Annotated in this window: 15 protein-coding genes; 8 read left to right on the forward strand and 7 right to left on the reverse strand. The window is 76.2% G+C overall.

The window, feature by feature from the left end:
• Positions 1-39: 39 nt before the first annotated feature.
• From I4I82_RS21910 to I4I82_RS21925, 4 genes are all read right to left on the reverse strand, one after another.
• On the reverse strand, positions 40-930 hold the full coding sequence (locus I4I82_RS21910) for a ferredoxin family protein (RefSeq protein WP_218594224.1): 891 nt from the start codon (positions 928-930) through the stop codon (positions 40-42).
• Between the two features lie 48 nt (positions 931-978).
• On the reverse strand, positions 979-2550 hold the full coding sequence (locus I4I82_RS21915; RefSeq protein WP_218595976.1) for an AMP-binding protein: 1572 nt from the start codon (positions 2548-2550) through the stop codon (positions 979-981).
• A 366-nt stretch (positions 2551-2916) separates the two neighbouring features.
• Positions 2917-4347 carry a sensor histidine kinase gene (locus I4I82_RS21920; RefSeq protein WP_218594672.1) on the reverse strand — a complete coding sequence of 477 codons (1431 nt, stop codon included), beginning with the start codon at positions 4345-4347 and terminating at the stop codon, positions 2917-2919.
• The gene (locus tag I4I82_RS21925; RefSeq protein WP_218594673.1) at positions 4344-5075 is read right to left on the reverse strand and encodes a response regulator transcription factor; all 732 of its coding nucleotides are present in this window, start codon (positions 5073-5075) and stop codon (positions 4344-4346) included. The genes I4I82_RS21920 and I4I82_RS21925 overlap by 4 nt, the downstream gene beginning before the upstream one ends.
• Positions 5076-5190: 115 nt before the next feature.
• Between I4I82_RS21925 and I4I82_RS21930 the strand changes: the two genes are divergently transcribed.
• Positions 5191-5841 carry a DUF2461 family protein gene (locus I4I82_RS21930; protein ID WP_218594674.1) on the forward strand — a complete coding sequence of 217 codons (651 nt, stop codon included), beginning with the start codon at positions 5191-5193 and terminating at the stop codon, positions 5839-5841.
• Positions 5842-5998: 157 nt separating this feature from the next.
• Here the strand turns inward: I4I82_RS21930 and I4I82_RS21935 are convergent, their stop codons facing one another.
• A complete protein-coding gene (locus I4I82_RS21935) occupies positions 5999-6568 on the reverse strand; it encodes a TetR-like C-terminal domain-containing protein (protein ID WP_218595977.1) in 570 nt (189 codons plus the stop codon).
• A 55-nt stretch (positions 6569-6623) separates the two neighbouring features.
• Here I4I82_RS21935 and I4I82_RS21940 point away from each other — a divergent pair, with 55 nt between their 5' ends.
• A complete protein-coding gene (locus I4I82_RS21940) occupies positions 6624-8093 on the forward strand; it encodes a TLP1 C-terminal extension domain-containing protein (RefSeq protein ID WP_218593324.1) in 1470 nt (489 codons plus the stop codon).
• Entirely contained in the window at positions 8090-9235 is a 1146-nt protein-coding gene (locus I4I82_RS21945; RefSeq protein ID WP_218593323.1) for an acyl-CoA dehydrogenase family protein, read from the forward strand. Before I4I82_RS21940 ends, I4I82_RS21945 begins: the two co-directional genes overlap by 4 nt.
• A gap of 49 nt (positions 9236-9284) precedes the next feature.
• Here I4I82_RS21945 and I4I82_RS21950 read toward each other — a convergent pair whose 3' ends face one another.
• Positions 9285-10022: a siderophore-interacting protein gene (locus tag I4I82_RS21950; protein ID WP_218593322.1), complete on the reverse strand. Its 738-nt coding sequence runs from the start codon at positions 10020-10022 to the stop codon at positions 9285-9287.
• Complete coding sequence (locus I4I82_RS21955) at positions 10019-10615, reverse strand: TetR/AcrR family transcriptional regulator (RefSeq protein ID WP_218593321.1); 597 nt, start codon at positions 10613-10615, stop codon at positions 10019-10021. Before I4I82_RS21955 ends, I4I82_RS21950 begins: the two co-directional genes overlap by 4 nt.
• 69 nt (positions 10616-10684) lie before the next feature.
• On the opposite strand from I4I82_RS21955, the gene I4I82_RS21960 reads away from it, so the two are divergent.
• The 5 genes from I4I82_RS21960 (at position 10685) to I4I82_RS21980 (ending at position 17167) form a co-directional block, all read left to right on the forward strand.
• Positions 10685-12142 (forward strand): flavin-containing monooxygenase, encoded by a 1458-nt coding sequence (locus I4I82_RS21960; RefSeq protein ID WP_218593320.1) that lies wholly within the window; start codon positions 10685-10687, stop codon positions 12140-12142.
• 4 nt (positions 12143-12146) lie between these two features.
• Entirely contained in the window at positions 12147-13082 is a 936-nt protein-coding gene (locus tag I4I82_RS21965; protein ID WP_218593319.1) for an o-succinylbenzoate synthase, read from the forward strand.
• Positions 13083-13370: 288 nt separating this feature from the next.
• Complete coding sequence (locus I4I82_RS21970; protein WP_218593318.1) at positions 13371-14297, forward strand: NAD(P)/FAD-dependent oxidoreductase; 927 nt, start codon at positions 13371-13373, stop codon at positions 14295-14297.
• Positions 14298-14307: 10 nt separating this feature from the next.
• Positions 14308-15684 carry an FAD-binding oxidoreductase gene (locus I4I82_RS21975; RefSeq protein ID WP_218595978.1) on the forward strand — a complete coding sequence of 459 codons (1377 nt, stop codon included), beginning with the start codon at positions 14308-14310 and terminating at the stop codon, positions 15682-15684.
• Positions 15685-15757: 73 nt separating this feature from the next.
• Positions 15758-17167 carry an AMP-binding protein gene (locus tag I4I82_RS21980; RefSeq protein ID WP_372451432.1) on the forward strand — a complete coding sequence of 470 codons (1410 nt, stop codon included), beginning with the start codon at positions 15758-15760 and terminating at the stop codon, positions 17165-17167.
• The last annotated feature ends 13 nt before the right edge of the window (positions 17168-17180 follow it).

Consider the following 17180-nt stretch of genomic DNA (forward strand, 5'->3'; position numbering starts at 1 on the left):
TGCCGATGATCGGTACCCGGCGCTCGACCCGGGGCCTGCTCAGGACAGGGGGGTGACGGCGGCCGCGTGCAGCGCGACGAACGGCAGCGCCGCGATGCCGCACGAGGCCGGGCGGGGCTCCGTGCCGGGTCGCTCGGCGACCTCGACGGCCCACCGCCGCCCCGACGGTCCGTGGACGACGACGGTGCCGGGGCGGGCGAGGGGGTCGAGCGTGAGGGCGTCGGCATCGCGCAGGCCGGTGGCGTCGCGGACGGCGAGCTCGGCGACCTGCCCGGCCGCCGACCACGTCGACCGGCCCCGGCTCAGCCCGACCTCCACCTCGCCCAGCGCCGCGGCCTTGCGCGCGGAGATCGCGGTGCCCGGGTCGAGGCGGCCGTAGAGGTAGCCGGTGGGGAGCACGAGGGCGGTGGGGGCGAAGCGGTGCCCGCCGAGGTGGCTGCACTCCCACACGTCCGGCTCGCCGACGGCGGTGACGGCGAGGGCGAGCCGGCGCCCGTTGACGGCGCAGCAGCGGTCGCGCCGGCCGTGCGTGCAGACCAGCAGCAGCGGGTCGTGCAGCGTCTCGCCGGGGAGCGGGCCCGTCGACGGCAGCGGCACGGCGCCGAGCTCGCGGGGACCGGCGACGGTGAGCTGCGTGGCGCGGGTCGTGCCGGGCGCGGTGTCGGCGAGGACGACGCGCGTCGGACCGGCGGGCTCGCGGCGGCCGGGACGGCGGATCAGCAGCGGCCGCCACCCCGCCGCCGACGCGCGCGCTGCGAACCCGGAGACCGACGGGTCGGGGTGGGCGTTGATGTCGCGGGGCCAGGCGCCGCGGTGCTCGAGCGCCACCCAGCGGGCGGCCTGGGGTGCCGTGCCGGCCACCGGCTCGTCGACCGCGCGGGCCAGCACCGCGCAGCGGCCGGGGGCCGCCGGGTTCGCAGCCGGCGTCATCGGGGGAGAGTAGCGTAAGGCTGTCCTAACACGCTTGGGTGAGCCTCGTCACCCGGCCAGCTCCCGGTGGACGACCTTCCCGGTCGCGTTGCGTGGCAGCTCGTCCAGGAACACCACGTCCCGGGGGACGGCGAACCGGCTCAGCTCGGCCCGCACCCACCCGCGGACGGTGTCGGCGTCGGCCGTCGCGCCCGGCTCGAGCACGACGTAGGCGGCGAGGCGCTGCCCGTACTCGTCGTCGTCGACGCCGGTGACGGCCGCCTCCCGCACCTCCGCCCGCGCGACGATCAGGTCCTCCACCGGCCCGGGGTGCACGTTCTCCCCGCCGCTGACGATCATGTCGTCGGCGCGGCCGGTGAGGTGCAGGCGGCCGTGCTCGTCGACGCGGCCGACGTCGCCGGTGCCCATGAGGTCGCCGTGGCGCTCCACGTCGGCGCCCTCGCGGGTGTAGCCCTCGAACGGCATGTCGTTGCCGACGAACACCCGCCCCTCGACACCGGTCGGCACCTCTTCGCCGTGCTCGTCGAGGACCGCCAGCCGGGTGCCCAGCGGCGCGCGCCCCGCCGTGCCGGGGGCCGCGCGCAGGTCCTCGGGCCCGGCGATGCTGACCCACGAGACCTCGGTGGAGCCGTAGAGGTTGTAGAGGCGGTCGCCGTAGCGGTCGAGGAACGCGGTGGCCAGGCCCGCGGGCAGCGCCGACCCGCTGACGGCGACGACCCGCGCCATCGGCCCGTCCAGGTCCTGCTCCAGCAGCCGCTGCAGCATCACCGGCACGGCGAACACGGCGTCGCAACCGCCTGCGATCTGCAGGAACCGCTCCGGCTCGTACGTGCGCGCCAGCACCACCGGCGAGCCGAGCAGCATCGCGAGCTGCAGCGCCGCGTGGCCCCAGGTGTGCAGCAACGGCGCGGCGATGTGCACCGGCTCGCCCGCGCGCAGCGGGATCGAGCCGAGCACCGCGGCGATCGGCGCGAGGTTGTGCGGCGGCGGGCGGCGCGCGCCCTTGGGCGGGCCGGTGGTGCCGGAGGTGAGGACGATCGTGTGGCCGGCGGGCGGGCGGAACGGCAGGGGGTCGGGGCCGCCGCGGGCGATCAGGCCGGAGAGGTCGCGGACCACCCGGCAGGTGTCGGGGAGGTCGGTGAACTCCTCGTCGGCGAGCAGGGTGTGCACGCCGAGCTCGTCGACGACCGACGCCCGCTGACCGGCCGACATCCCCGTGTTGAACAGCACGACGTCGGCGCCGAGCTTGCCCGTGGCGATCTGGGCCTCGACCGGGCCGCGGTGGTTGCGGCACAGCACGCCGACCCGCGTGCCGGGGACGACGCCGTCGGCGGCCAGCGCCTGCGCGATGCGGTCGGTGCGCTCGTGGAGCTCGCCGAAGGTGAGGCGGCCGTCGTCGTCGACGATCGCGGCCCGGTCGGGGTGGCGGGCGGCGCCGGCCTCGTAACCGGCGGTGACGGTGAGGCGGTAGCGGACCGCGGCCGTCGCCATGCGGGCCAGGCGGTCGGGGCGGACGGGGCCGATCAGCCCCGCCCGGCCCAGCTCGCGCAGGGCCACGGCGGAGCCGACCGCCTCGTCCGCCGCCGCGCGCACACCCGTCCACACCCGTCCCACGACCATGGTCGAGATCCTGTCAGCGGGCGGCGGCGGATGCAGCCCCCGACGTCATCCGGCGAGGTCGTACACGGTCGAGCCGCCCACGGTCGTCGCGGGAAGGTGGCGGCGACCCACGTCGCGATCTCGGAGTTCCCGCGACCGGGGCCGGCCCCGCCCTCTCGTGACAGTGGAGTGGCTCTACTGCCACTGGGTGACAGTGAAGCCACTCCACTGTCACGGGGGTGGGGGCGGGGGCGGGGGCTGTGGGGGCCGGGTGTGCGGGAGGTCGAACGTGCGGCCGGGGCGAGACTCGCCGGGCACTGGACGCGAACTCGCCGTGCGCCCGCGGCACACTCGCCGGCCTCCGCAGCGAGCTCGCTGCGTGGGAGGTCAGGCGGGGAGGGTCACCTCGAACACCGTGCGGCCCGGCCGGCTCTCCACCTCGACCGTCCCCCCGTGCGCCACGACCACCGCGTCGACGATCGCCAGGCCCAACCCCGTGCTCCCGCTCTCCCGCGACCGGGAGCTCGACCCCCGCGCGAACCGCTCGAACACCCGCGGCGCGAGGTCGGGGGCGATGCCGGGGCCGTCGTCGGTGACCGTCAGCACCGCCCCGTCCTCGCGCCGCGCCAGCCCCACCGACACGAGCGTGCCGGGCGGGGTGTGGGTGCGGGCGTTGGCGAGCAGGTTGGCGAGCACCTGGGCGAGGCGGGACGGGTCGCCGGTGACGGTCACCGGCTCGTCGGGCAGGTCGAGGCGCCAGCGGTGCTCCGGGCCGGCGACGTGGGCGTCGTCGACGGCGTCGAGCACGAGGTGGGTGAGGTCGACGCCGGTGCGCTCCAGCGGGCGGCCGGCGTCGAGGCGGGCGAGCAGCAGCAGGTCCTCGACCAGCGTGCTCATCCGCTCCGCCGACGACGAGATCCGCTGCAGCGAGTACGCGGTGTCGCCGTCGCTGCGCTGCGACAGCTCGGCGTACCCGCGGATCGCGGCCAGCGGCGTCCGCAGCTCGTGGCTGGCGTCGGCGACGAACTGCCGCAGCCGCAGCTCGCTCGCGTGCCGCTCCGACAGGGCCGCGCCGACGTGGTCGAGCATCCGGTTCAGCGCGGTGCCGACCTGCCCCACCTCGCTGCGCGGGTCGACCACCGGCACCCGCTCGGCGAGCTCGACCTCCCCGCTGGCCAGCGGCAGCGCGCTCACCCGGGAGGCCGTCGCGGCCACCTCCTCCAGCGGCCGCAGCTCGCGCCGCACCGCCACCGCCCCGGCCACCCCCGCGCCGAGCAGCGCCACCGCGACCGCCACCACCTCGACCAGCACCAGCGTCGACAGCGTCTCCTGCACCGGCCGCTCGGACTGCCCGGTCACGACGGTGACGGTGCTGCCGTCGCTCTCCGTCCGCTCCGCCGCGACCAGCCGGTAGCTGCCGAGCGGGCCGAGGTCGGCGCTGCGCGGGGGCGCCCCCACCGGGACGTCGAGCAGCGCCTGCCTGGCCTCGGCGGGCACGGGCTGGTCGTCGCCGCGCCGGTCGAGGACGGCGGCGCTGCTCACGTTCCCGTCGGCGACGACGGCGACGAGCACGCCGAACTGCAGCCCCGGCCTGAACGGCGCCCCGTCCTCGGGGACCGCGCCCGAGGGGGCGTCGGCGGGGGCGTCGTCCGGCGGGAGGCCGCGGGTGATGCCGCTCGCGGCGCGCAGGTCGTCGTCCAGGCGCGCGATGAGGAAGCGGTCGAGCGACAGCGTCGTGACGACCCCGATCAGCGCGCCCGCGACGGCCAGCAGCAGCAGCACCGTCGCGACGAGCCGCGCCCGCAGCGTGCCCCTCACACGCCCGGTTTCAGCACGTACCCCGCGCCGCGCACGGTGTGGATCATCGGCGGGCGCCCGGTGTCGATCTTCTTGCGCAGGTACGAGACGTAGAGCTCGACGACGTTGGACTGCCCGCCGAAGTCGTAGTGCCACACGCGGTCGAGGATCTGGGGCTTGCTGAGCACCCGCTTGGGGTTGCGCATCAAGTAGCGCAGCAGCTCGAACTCGGTGGCCGTCAGCTCGACGAGGTCGTCGCCGCGGCGCACCTCGTGGCTGTCCTCGTCGAGCACCAGGTCGCCGACGACGAGCTCCGAGCCCTGGCGCGCCGCGGCCATGCCGGAGCGGCGCAGCAGCCCGCGCAGCCGCGCGACGAGCTCCTCGAGGCTGAACGGCTTGGTGACGTAGTCGTCGCCGCCCGCGGTGAGGCCGGCGACGCGGTCCTCGACGGCGTCGCGCGCGGTGAGGAACAGGACCGGCACGTCGGGGGTGTCGGACCGCATCCGGCGCAGGACCTCGAGGCCGTCGAGGTCGGGGAGCATGACGTCGAGGACGACGGCGTCGGGCCGGAACTCCCGCGCCGCCCGCACGGCCGACGAGCCGTCGGCGGCGGTGCGCACCTCCCAGCCCTCGTAGCGCAGGGCGAGGGACAGCAGGTCGGCCAGCGTCGACTCGTCGTCGACGACCAGCACGCGGATCGCGCTGCCGTCGGCGCGGCGCAGCGGCGCGGCCTCGTTCATCGTCGACATGCTAGTGACCCTCGCGCGCGCCCCTGTCCGATCGCTGTGCGGAACTTGTGCGCCTCCTGTGGAACCGCAGGCGTCCCGGATCCGTCTGGTGCGGCATCCGAGCCGAGGAGGCCCCGTGTTCCCCACCGACGCGACCGCGTTCCTGTCCGACATCGCCGACGACAACACACCCGAGTTCTTCGCCGCGCACCGCCACCGCCACGCCGAGGCGCTCGACGCCCCGATGCGCGCGCTGGCCGCGGCGCTCACCGGGGAGTTCGGGCCGATCCGCGTGCTGCGGGCGCAGCGCAACCGCCGCTTCCGCCCGGACCTGCCGCCCTACCGCACCGACGCCGGCATCGTCGGCGCCGCGGGCCGCGCGCTGCTGCTCTCGGCCACGGCGTTCACCGTCTCGGCCGGGCCCTGGCGCTTCGACCCGGGGCAGCGCAGGCGCTACCGCGCGGCCGTGGGCGACGAGCTCGCCGGCCTGCTCGACGGCTGGGAGCTCACCTCACCCGCCCTCACCGGTCTGCCCCGGGGCGTCCGCTCCGACGCCCCGCACCTGCGCCTGCTGCGCCTCGACGGCCTGCAGGTGGCCCGGTCCTGGCCGGTCGGCGACTGGCTGACGACCGACGCCCCGCTGAAGCGCGTTCGCGACACCTGGCGCGCGGCCGCCCCGGTGCTGGCCTGGCTCGACGAGCACGTGGGGGAGGCGGAGCCGGTGGAGCCGAGGCCGCGGCCGGCGGCCCCGACACAGCCGGAGGCCGCGGTGGCGGCGGCGGGCTGAGCGCGCGGTCCGGCGGCCGCGCGAGGGGGCTCGCACACAGGCCGCGGGGTTCGCACACAGGGCCGGACCTGTGTGCCGGCCCCCCGACCTGTGTGCGAGCTGGGGAGAGGTGGGGTCGAGGCCGGTGCGGCCGGGTGGCGGTGCGGGGGACGGCGCGCTACTGCGCCACCGCCCGCAGCGCCGCGTCCACCACCACGTCCGCGTACGCCGGGTCCCGCGGACCCGACGGCGCGAACAGCACGTGGCTCAGCACCGCTCCCGTCACCAGCTCCAGGAGGAGGGTGGTCGGGGTGCCCTCGGGCAGCTCGCCCCGCCCCACCCCCCGCCGCACGATCTCGCGGGCCGCGAGCAGGCGGCTGGAGTTGAGGGTCTCGGTGAGGCCGGCGAGCAGGTCGGGGTGCACGCGCGCCTCCATCGCGGCGCGCAGCGTGACCAGCCCGGCGGCGCCGGTGTAGCCGTCGAGGAGCTGGCGGGCGAGCTCGACGAGGTCGCCCCGCGCCGACCCCGTGTCGACCGGCACCGGCAGCGGGCTGCGCACCTCCAGCGCCTCCACCAGCAGCGCGGCCTTGCCCGACCAGCGGCTGTAGAGCGCGGCCCGCCCGACCCGCGCGCGCCGGGCCACCGCGTCGAGGGTGAACCCGGCCCAGCCCGTCTCCCAGTACACCTCGAGCACGGCGTCGTGCACGCGCCGCTCGAGGTCGGGATCGCGGGGCCGGCCACGGGTCACGTTTACGGACACTACCTGTCTGTATTAGCGTCCGGCCCGTGACGGTGGACGAACAGTGAGTGCGGACGAACGACGGCCGGTGCTGGTCGGGGTCGGGCAGCTGCGGAGCAACCGGGAGCGCACGGTCGAGGGTGCGCGGGAGCCACTGCCCCTGATCCTCGACGCCGTGCGCGCGGCGGCGGCCGACGGCGGCGTCGACCTCACCGCGCTCGACTCCGTCTACTCCGTCCACGTCGCCAGCTGGGCCTACGACGAGCTGGCGGCGCGCGTCGCCCGGGAGGTCGGGGCGGCGCCGCGGCACGTCGTCGACACCACCGTCGGTGGGCAGCGCCCCGCCGAGCTCCTGGAGGTCGCGGCCGCGCGGATCGCGGCGGGGGAGTCGCGCGCCGCGATGATCGTCGGCGGCGAGGCCCAGGCGTCGGTGCAGGCGCTGTGGAGGGCGGGGATCGGCCCCGCCGACCACGGCTGGAGCGCCGCCCCCGGCGGGCCGCCGTCGTTCGAGGCGAGCGGGCTGCGCAGCGAGGCGATGGCGCGCACCGGCCTGATCCTGCCGACGCGCGTGTACCCGCTGTTCGAGAACGCCCTGCGCGCCGCCCGGGGCGAGACCCCCGAGCAGGCCGCGCGCGCGTCGGCCGAGCTGTACGCGGCGTTCTCGCAGGTCGCGGCGGCGAATCCGGCGGCGTGGAACCCCGAGCCGCGCACCGCCGAGGAGATCGGCACCGTCGGCCCGGGCAACCGGATGGTGTGCGAGCCGTACCCGCTGGCCGTCAACGCGATGCCGCACGTCGACCAGGCCGCCGCGGTCCTGGTGATGTCCGCGGCGGCCGCGCGCGAGGCGGGCGTGCCGGAGGACCGGATGGTCTACGTCCGCGGCGGTGCGGGCGCCCACGACGCCGTCGACGTGCTCGCCCGCCCCCGCTTCGACGCCTCGGCCGCGCTGTCGGACGTGCTCGACCGCGCGCTCGCGGGCGTCGACGCCCCCGACCTCGTCGACGTCTACAGCTGCTTCCCGGTCGTGCCCAAGCTCGTCGGCGCGCACCTGGGCACCGCCCCGCCGGTGGGCGTGACGGGCGGGCACTCGGCGTTCGGCGGGCCGCTGTCGAGCTACACGCTGCACGCGCTCGTCGCCGTCACCGGGCACCTGCGCGCCCGCCGCGGCACCGCGCTCGTGCACGGCAACGGCGGCTACCTCACCCACCAGCACGCGCTCGTCGTCAGCACGACGGCGCAGGACTACGCGGGCGACCCGGAGCCGCGCGACACCGCGCAGCCCGGGCCTCCGGTGGCCGGGAGCGTCGACGGCGAGGTGGTGGTGGTCGAGACCGCGACGGTCGAGCACGGCCGCGACGGTGCTCCGGCGCAGGCGTGGCTCGTGGCGCGCACGGCGTCGGGGGAGCGGTACAGCGCGGCGACGGCACCGGGTGACGCGGCGAGCGCTCGGGCGCTGTCGCTGGAGCACGGCGAGAACGTCGGGCGGACGGTCCGGGCGACGACGAAGGACGAGTTCGTGGTGGTGGAGCTGTGACGACCGATCCGTGGCGCACCGACGAGCGCCAGGCGCTGCGCGCGCTCGTCGCCGACTTCACGACCCGCGAGATCGTGCCGCACCTGTCCGACTGGGAGCGCGACGGGGAGGTCCCACGCGCGCTGCACCGGAAGGCGGCGGAGGCCGGGCTGCTCGGCGTCGCGTACCCCGAGGAGGTCGGCGGGGGCGGCGGTGACGCGATCGACGGGTTCCTCGTCGCCGAGCAGATCATCCTGTCCGGCGGCTCGGGCGGGCTCGTCGCCGCGCTGCTGACGCACGGGATCGCGCTGCCGCACATCATCGCGGCGGGTGATGCCGACCTGGTCGACCGGTTCGTGCGCCCCACCCTGGCCGGCGGGACGATCGGCGCACTGGGCATCACCGAGCCCGGGGGCGGGTCCGACGTCGCCGGCATCCGGACGCGGGCGCGGCGCGAGGGCGGCGAGTACGTCGTCGACGGGGCGAAGCTCTACATCACCTCCGGGGTCCGCGCCGACTTCGTGACGACCGCGGTCCGGACGGGCGGTCCCGGGCACGCGGGGGTCTCGCTGCTGGTGGTGGAGAAGGGGACGCCAGGGTTCACGGTGTCGAAGAAGCTCGACAAGACCGGCTGGCTCTGCTCGGACACCGCGGAGCTGTCCTACGCCGGGGTGCGGGTGCCGGCCGGGCACCTCGTCGGCGCGGAGGGCAGCGGGTTCCTGCAGATCGCGCAGCAGTTCCAGAGCGAGCGGCTCTCGCTGGCCGTGCAGGCCTACGCCACCGCGCAGCGCTGCGTCGACCTCACGAGCACCTGGATCCGCGAGCGCGAGACGTTCGGGCGGCCGCTGTCGTCGAGGCAGGTCGTGCGGCACCGGATGGCCGAGACGGCCCGGCAGATCGACGTCGCGCGGGTCTACACGCAGACCGTGACGACCCGCTGGCTCGCCGGCGAGTCGATGCTCATGGAGACGGCGATGGCGAAGAACACCGCCGTCGCCGCGTGCGAGCACGCCGTCTACGAGTGCGTGCAGCTCCTGGGCGGGCTGGGGTACATGCGCGAGCACGAGGTGGAGCGGCACAGCCGCGACGCCCGGCTGCTCAGCATCGGCGGCGGCACGACGGAGATCATGAACGAGATCATCGCGAAGCTGCTGGGCTACTGACCCGTGAGTGGCAACCGTGGCCAGGGCCACGGTTGCCACTCACGAGGGGTCAGCGCGCTCGCCAGTACCCGGTCGCGTAGACGGCGCGGCGGTCGAGTCCGCGGTCGTCGAGCAGGTGCTTGCGCAGGTCCTTGACGCACGCGCTCTCGCCCGACAGCCACGCCTGCCCGCGCCCGGCCGGGAACTCCGCGGCGCGCACGGCCTCGGCCAGCGGGACACCGGCGTCGCGGTCGCCGCGGTGCACCCACGTGACGCCGTCACCGAGCCCCTGCTCCTCCGACGCGTCGGCCACCTCGAGGAACACGAGCGCGGGCACGCCGCCGGGCAGGGCGTCGAGGACGGTCGCGACGGCGGGCAGCGCGGTCTCGTCGCCGATGACGACGTGGAAGTCGGCCGCCGGATCCGGGACGTACCGCCCGCCCGGCTCCGACACCGCTACCCACGCGCCCGGCTGGGCCTCGCGCGCCCACGCGGCGGCGGGGCCGTGGCCCTCGTGCAGCACGAAGTCGACGTCGAGCTCGTTGGCGCCGGCGTCGAAGCGCCGGACGGTGTAGGTGCGGATCGCGGGGCGGGCCTCGCCGGCCGGCCACACCGGCCCGCCCGACGCGGCCCGCGGCACGGCCGGCCGCTCCTGGCCGGGGACCGGGAAGAACATCTTGATCCGCCGGTCGGGACCGTCGCCGCCGAAGCCCGCGAGCTCGTCGCCGGTGAGCGTCACGCGGATCATCCGCGGGGTGATGCGCGTGCTGCGGCGGACCTGCAGGAGGCGGGGGGCGGTGGTCGTCACCCGCCCGATTCTGCCGCAAGGCCCGTCCAGACCAGGTCCATGAGGTACTCGGTGGCCTGGTCCGGGGTCACGGTGCGGGCGCTGCCGCGCCACACGGCCAGCCGCTCGCACGCCCCGACGATCACCTGCGCCCACCCGGCGAGCCGCTGCGGGTCGGCGCCCGGGGCCTGCGCGGAGAGCAGGGCGGCGATGAAGTCGGTCTGCTGCGCGCGGATGCCCTCCAGCGCCTCGCCGGCGACGGTCGACTCGCAGTAGAGCAGCGACCACTCCGCCTCGTGGCGGTCGAGGTGGTCGAAGAACGCGAGGGTGCCGCGGCGCAGCATCTCCTCGGGCGTGCTCGCCGAGGCCGCCGCGCCGGACGTGACCTCCAGCAGCTCCGCCCGCGCGCGGGAGATGCAGGCCAGCAGCAGCCCGTCCTTCGAGCCGAAGTGCGTGTAGACGACGGGCTTGGTGACGCCCACGCGCTCCGCGACCGCGTCCATCGACGCGTTCTGGAACCCCCGCTCGCCGAACACGGCCACGGCGGCGTCGAGGATCTGCTGCTCGCGCTCCGCCCGCCCGACCCGGCGTCGGGGAGCCCGTGCTGTGGTCACCGGCGGACCCTATCCCAGGAAGGTTACCCGTGGTAACTTACCGCCGGTAACACCTACGGGGAGGACGAGATGACCGATCAGACCGTGGACGTGGCCATCGTCGGCAGCGGCTTCGCCGGGCTCGGCGCGGCCGTCACGCTGGCGCAGGCGGGGCGGACCGACGTCGTCATCCTGGAGAAGGGGAGCAGCGTCGGCGGCACCTGGCGCGACAACACCTACCCCGGCTGCGCCTGCGACGTGCAGAGCCACCTCTACTCGTTCTCCTTCGCTCCCAACCCCGACTGGACGCGCACGTTCGCCCGGCAGCCGGAGATCCGCGCGTACCTGGAGTCGATCGTCGACCGCTTCGACCTGCGCGGGAAGCTCCGCTTCGGCCGCGAGGTCACCGCGATGGAGTGGGACGGCGCGCGCTGGGCCGTCACCACCGCCGACGGCTCCGTCGTGCACGCGCGGGCCGTCGTCTGGGGCACCGGACCGCTGCACCTGCCGTCGACGCCCGAGATCGAGGGCGTCGAGGAGTTCCGCGGCACCGTCTTCCACTCCTCGCGCTGGGACCACGGCCACGACCTGCGCGGCCGGCGCGTCGCCGTCATCGGGACGGGGGCGAGCGCGATCCAGTTCGTGCCGCACATCCAGCGCGAGGTCGCGTCGCTGACCCTGTTCCAGCGCACCGCGCCGTGGGTGCTGCCCAAGCCCGACCGGCCCATCCCCGCGCCCGTCCGGGCGCTCTACAAGCGCGTCCCGCTCGCGCAGAAGATCCAGCGCTCGCTCGTCTACGCGCGCAACGAGATGCTCGTCGGCGGGTTCCTCAAGCCGGCCCGCATGAAGGTGATCGAGGCCTTCGCCCGCCTCTACCTCGACCGCACGTTCGCCGACCGCCCCGACCTCAAGGCGACGCTGACGCCCGACTTCACCATCGGCTGCAAGCGGATCCTCATGTCCAACGACTACTACTCGGCGCTCAAGCAGCCCAACGTCCACGTCGTGACCGACGGCATCACGCGCGTCACGCCGACCGGCGTCGTCACCGCCGACGGGGTCGAGCACGAGGTCGACTCGATCATCTTCGGCACGGGGTTCCGGGTCGGGGAGAGCCTGCGCGACGTCGCGGTCACCGGGCGCGACGGCGTCAAGCTCGCCGACGAGTGGGCCGACGGCCCGCAGGCCCACCTCGGCACGACCGTCGCAGGCTTCCCCAACCTGTTCCTCATGATCGGCCCGAACACCGGCCTGGGGCACAGCTCGATGGTCTTCATGATCGAGTCGCAGACCCGGTTCATCCTCGACGCACTGGCGCTGCTCGACACCCACGGCGCCACGGCGATCGACACGCGCCGCGACCGGCAGGACGCGTTCAACGCCGAGGTCCAGCGGCGGCTGCAGGGGTCGGTGTGGAACTCCGGCGGCTGCAGGTCCTGGTACCTCGATGCCGCCGGCAACAACCGGACCGTCTGGCCCGGCTACACGTTCGACTACCGGCGCCGCGTCCGGAAGGTGCACCCGGCCGACCACGAGCTGGTTTCCTGACGGGGTGTTCGTCTACGCCCTCCCCATGACCACCCGCTTCCGCGGGATCACCGTCCGGGAGGGCCTGCTCCTCGAGGGCCCCGCCGGCTGGGGGGACTTCTGCCCCTTCCCCGAGTACGGCGACGCCGAGGCGCGCTCCTGGTACGACGCGGCGCACGAGGCCGCGTTCGACGGGTGGCCGGAGCCGGTGCGGGCGTCGGTGCCGGTCAACGCGATCGTGCCCGCGGTCGCTCCCGCCGTCGCGCACGCGCTGGTGGTGGCGTCGGGGTGCGGCACGGCGAAGGTCAAGGTGGCCGACGCGCCCGGCTCGCTGGCCGACGACCTCGCGCGCGTCGAGGCCGTCCGCGACGCGCTGGGGCCGGGCGGGCACGTGCGGGTCGACGCGAACGCGCGGTGGGCGGTCGACGAGGCCGTCACCGCGATCCGGGCGCTCGACCGCGCGGCCGGCGGGCTGCAGTACGTCGAGCAGCCGTGCGTGACGCTGGAGGAGCTGGCCGCGGTGCGCCGCCGGGTCGACGTGCGGATCGCCGCGGACGAGTCGATCCGCCGCGCCGAGGACCCGCTGCGCGTCGCCGTCGCGGGTGCGGCGGACGTGGCGGTGCTCAAGTGCGCGCCGCTGGGCGGGGTGCGTCGGGCGCTGGAGGTGGCGCAGGCGTGCGGGCTGCCGTGCGTGGTGAGCTCGGCGCTGGAGTCCGGCGTCGGGCTGTCGGCGGAGATCGCCCTGGCCGGGGCGCTGCCCGACCTGGACTTCGCCTGCGGCTTGGGCACCGGCGCGCTGTTCACCGCCGACGTGACCGCCCCGCTGGCGCCCGTGGGCGGGGAGCTCGCGGTCCCGCGCCGCCCGCCCGAGCCCGAGCTGCGGGACGGTGTGGCGGCAGCGGGGGAGCGGGTGGAGTGGTGGGAGGCGCGGCTCGCCCGCGTCCGCGGTCTCCAGCCGTGACCCCCCCCGCGAGGCGGGATCTGGTGGCGAGTGTGTTGGGGTGTCCGCGCGCGGCTCATGCAGAGGGGCGCGGGCCGGGGCGACGACCGTGATCGTCGGGAGTGTGACGCGGCGGTCGCTCGGAGGGCCGTAGCGGCGCGGTTCCGGTGATCACGCGGCTCCCGCCAGGCCCCGACTCGCGCAATGAGAGCCCAACACGCTCGCAACGCCACCCCGACTCGCGGGGGGTGTGCCGGACGTGACCGGAGGCGAACGGCGCCCCGCCCGGACCTGACCTACGGTGGCGCCATGTCGGTGATCGTCGTGGGGGCCGGGATCGCCGGGATCGCGTGCGCGCGGGCGCTCACCGAGGCCGGGGTGCCGGTGCGGGTGCTGGAGCGCTCCCGGGTGGTCGGCGGGCGGTTGGCCAGCAAGCGCCTGGCGGGCCGCCCGGTCGACGTCGGCGCGGCCTACTTCACCGCCCGCGACCCCGAGTTCAGCGAGGTCGTCACCGCCTGGCAGCACGCCGGGCTCGCCCGGGAGTGGACCTCCGAGCTCGCCGTGCTCGGCGGCGGGCGGCGGGGGAGCGCGCCGGGTCCCGTCCGCTACGCCGCGCCGGGCGGGCTGCGCAGCCTCGTCGCCGACCTCGCGGCGGGCCTGGACGTGCGCCTCGAGCACGAGGTCGCCCGCGTCGGGCCGGGGCCGGTCGTCGACGGCGACCCGTGCGACGCCGTCGTCCTCGCCATGCCCGACCCCCAGTCCGCGCGGTTGCTGGGCACGGCACCGTCCGCGCCGGAGTGGTCGCCGGTGATCTCCGTCGCGGCGGGCTGGTCGCGGCGGCGCTGGGAGCCGCTGCCCGCGGCCTTCGTCAACGACCACCCGGTCCTCACCCTCGTCGCCGACGACGGCGACCGCCGCGGCGACGGCGCGCCCGTCCTCGTCGCCCACACCACCGCCGACGTCGCGCGCGAGCACGACGCCGACCCCGACGGCGCCGTCCCGCTCGTCCTCGACGCGCTGGCCCGCCTGCTCGGCGTCACGGCCGAGCCGGAGTGGACCCACGCCCACCGCTGGCGGTTCGCGAGCCCCGGGCAGGACCGCGAGGAGACCCACCTCCTGCGCGACGACGGCATCGCGTTCGCCGGCGACGGCTGGGGGAAGGCGCGCGTGGAGACCGCCTGGCGCTCGGGTACCGACCTGGGACGCGCGCTGGCCGCCCGCAACGCCGGGAGCTAGCGTCGGACCCATGACGGTGCTCGACGACCTGCGCGCCGCTCTGCCGGCGCAGCACCTGCTCACCGACCCCGACACCGTCGCTCCCTACCTGCACGACGAGGCCGAGTGGGCGCCGCACGGCGCCGCGGTCGCGGTGGTCCGCCCGGGCACGACCGCGGAGGTGGCGGCCGTGGTGCGGGCGTGCGCCGCGCACGGCGTGCCCGTCGTCGCGCGCGGGGCGGGCACGGGGCTGTCGGGCGGGGCCAACGCCGTCGACGGCTGCGTGGTCGTATCGACGGAGCGGATGCGCGACATCGTCGAGATCGACCCCGCCGAACGCCTCGCCGTCGTGCAGCCCGGCGTCGTCAACGACGACCTGCGCGCCGCCGCGGCGAAGGAGGGCCTCTGGTACCCGCCGGACCCGGCGAGCGCCCCCTGGTCGACGATCGGCGGCAACGTCGCGACCAACGCGGGCGGGCTGTGCTGCGTCAAGTACGGCGTCACGCGCGACTACGTGCTCGCGCTGGAGGTCGTCCTCGCGAGCGGCGAGGTCGTGCGGCTCGGGCGGCGCACCGCGAAGGGCGTCGTCGGCTACGACCTGGCCGGGCTGATGGTCGGCTCGGAGGGCACGCTCGGCGTCGTCACCGAGGTCACGGTGAAGCTGCGCCCGGCGCGCACGACCACGCCACGCACCGTCGTCGGCTTCTTCGACACGCTCGCCGCCGCGGGCGACGCCGTCTCCCGCGTCACGGCGGCGGGGCTGCAGCCGGCGATCTTCGAGCTGGTCGACCGGGTGTGCATGCAGGCGGTGAACGACTGGAAGCGCGCCGGGCTGCCGGAGGGGGCCGCGGCCCTGCTGCTCGCCCAGACCGACCTGCCCGAGCCCGCCGCGGAGCACGAGGCGGAGGCGATCCACGCCGAGTTCCTGGCCGCGGGGGCGAGCGACGCGATGCTCTCGACCGACCCGGTCGAGGCCGAGGCCCTGTTCGACGCCCGCCGCCTCGCCTACCCGGCGCTCGAGCAGCGCGGGATGGCGATGCTCACCGAGGACGTCTGCCTGCCGCGCGGGCGGATCGCGGAGATGCTCGCGCGCATCGAGGAGATCGGCGCCGAGCACGACACGCAGATCGCGACCGTCGCCCACGCCGGCGACGGCAACCTGCACCCGCTGCTGCTCACCCCGCACGGCGACGACGCGGCGCGGCGGCGCGCGCAGGCCGCCTTCGACGACATCGTCGACGCCGCGCTCACCCTCGGCGGCACCGTCAGCGGCGAGCACGGCGTCGGCCTGCTCAAGCGCGACGGCGCCCTGCGCGAGCTCGGGCCGGCCGTCGTCGCGATGCACCGCGCCGTCAAGGCGGCCCTGGATCCGGCCGGGATCCTCAACCCGGGCAAGGTGATCATGTGAGCGAGCCTGCGAGGTCACCGTTGGACACAGCACGCCCTGTCGCGGCCGCGACGAGCGCCAGCGAGGAGTGGACGTGACCCTGCTGCCCACGCTCCTCGACCCGTCCGACCGGCCCGCCCTGCGCGCGGGCGACGACGCGCTCACCCACTCCGAGCTGGCCGCCGTCGCCGGGGCGCTCGGCGAGCGGGTCCGCGGCAGCGGCGCGCGCCGGGTCGCGGTGCACGCGGTGCCGGGGATCCACACGGCCGTCGCGGTCGCCTCGGCCGTCCTCGCCGGGATCCCGGCGGTGCCGCTGAACCCGAAGCTGGGGCAGCGCGAGCTCGCGCACGTCCTGTCCGACTCCGCGCCCGGGGCGGTGCTGGCCGCGCCCGGAGCGGCCCTGCCGGACGCGCTCGGCGCGCTCCCGCGGATCGACGTCGAGCTCGGCAGCAGCGGCGGCGGCGTGCCCCCGCGCGACCCCGGCCCGGCCGCGCCCGCGCTCGTCGTCTACACCTCGGGGACGACCGGGCCGCCCAAGGGCGCGGTGCTGTCGCGCGGTGCCGTCGCGGCCAACCTCGACGCCCTCGCCGAGGCCTGGGCCTGGACCGGCGACGACATCCTCGCCCACGCCCTGCCGCTGTTCCACGTCCACGGGCTCGTGCTCGGCGTGCTCGGGCCGCTGCGCCGCGGCGGGGCGCTGCACCACCTCCCCGCGCTCGACGCGGCCGGGCTCGCCGCCGCCGTCGACGGGGGCGCGACGATGGTGTTCGGCGTGCCGACGCAGTACCACCGCCTCGCCGACGAGCTGGAGTCCGACCCGCAGGCGGCGGAGCGGATCGGGCGCGCGCGGCTGCTGGTCTCGGGCTCGGCCGCGCTCACGACCGTCGACCACACCCGCCTGCGCGCTGCCACAGGGCTCGCCGTCCGGGAGCGCTACGGGCTGACCGAGTCGCTCATCCTCACCGCCGCCCGCGCCGACGAGGAGCCCGAGCCCGGCACCGTCGGACGCCCGGTGGCGGGCACCGAGGTACGCCTGGACCCGGTCGAGGGCGATCCCGACCTCGGCGCCGTGCACGCGCGCGGGCCCGGCCTGTTCGACGGCTACCTGGGCCGCGACGGCGCGCTCGACGCCGACGGCTGGTTCGCCACCGGCGACATCGGCCGCTGGACGGGGTCGGGCGCGCTCGCGCTCGTCGGTCGCCAGGCCACCGATCTCATCAAGTCCGGCGGCTACAAGATCGGTGCGGGGGAGATCGAGAACGCGCTGCTCGAGCACCCGGGGGTCGCCGAGACGGCGGTGTTCGGCGTGCCCGACGACGACCTGGGGGAGCGGGTGGTCGCCGTCGTCGTCGCGGCCGGGGAGGCGCCGGAGGCGCGCGAGCTGATCGACCACGTCGCCGCGCAGCTCGCCCCGCACAAGCGTCCGCGCGAGGTGCGCTTCGTCGACGCGCTGCCCCGCAACGACATGGGCAAGGTCCTCAAGGCGCGTTTGCGCGAGCGCTGATACCGGGCATCTG

The organism is Pseudonocardia oceani, assembly GCF_019263585.2.
Classification (GTDB): domain Bacteria; phylum Actinomycetota; class Actinomycetes; order Mycobacteriales; family Pseudonocardiaceae; genus Pseudonocardia; species Pseudonocardia oceani.

Excerpts from the sequence above, each read along its gene's own strand:
- I4I82_RS21925 (WP_218594673.1), bottom strand. The coding sequence starts at position 5,075 with ATGTCGACGATGAACGAGGCCGCGCCGCTGCGCCGCGCCGACGGCAGC.
- I4I82_RS21915 (WP_218595976.1), bottom strand. The coding sequence starts at position 2,550 with ATGGTCGTGGGACGGGTGTGGACGGGTGTGCGCGCGGCGGCGGACGAG.
- I4I82_RS21975 (WP_218595978.1), top strand. The coding sequence starts at position 14,308 with ATGACGGTGCTCGACGACCTGCGCGCCGCTCTGCCGGCGCAGCACCTG.
- I4I82_RS21960 (WP_218593320.1), top strand. The coding sequence starts at position 10,685 with ATGACCGATCAGACCGTGGACGTGGCCATCGTCGGCAGCGGCTTCGCC.
- I4I82_RS21910 (WP_218594224.1), bottom strand. The coding sequence starts at position 930 with ATGACGCCGGCTGCGAACCCGGCGGCCCCCGGCCGCTGCGCGGTGCTG.
- I4I82_RS21970 (WP_218593318.1), top strand. The coding sequence starts at position 13,371 with ATGTCGGTGATCGTCGTGGGGGCCGGGATCGCCGGGATCGCGTGCGCG.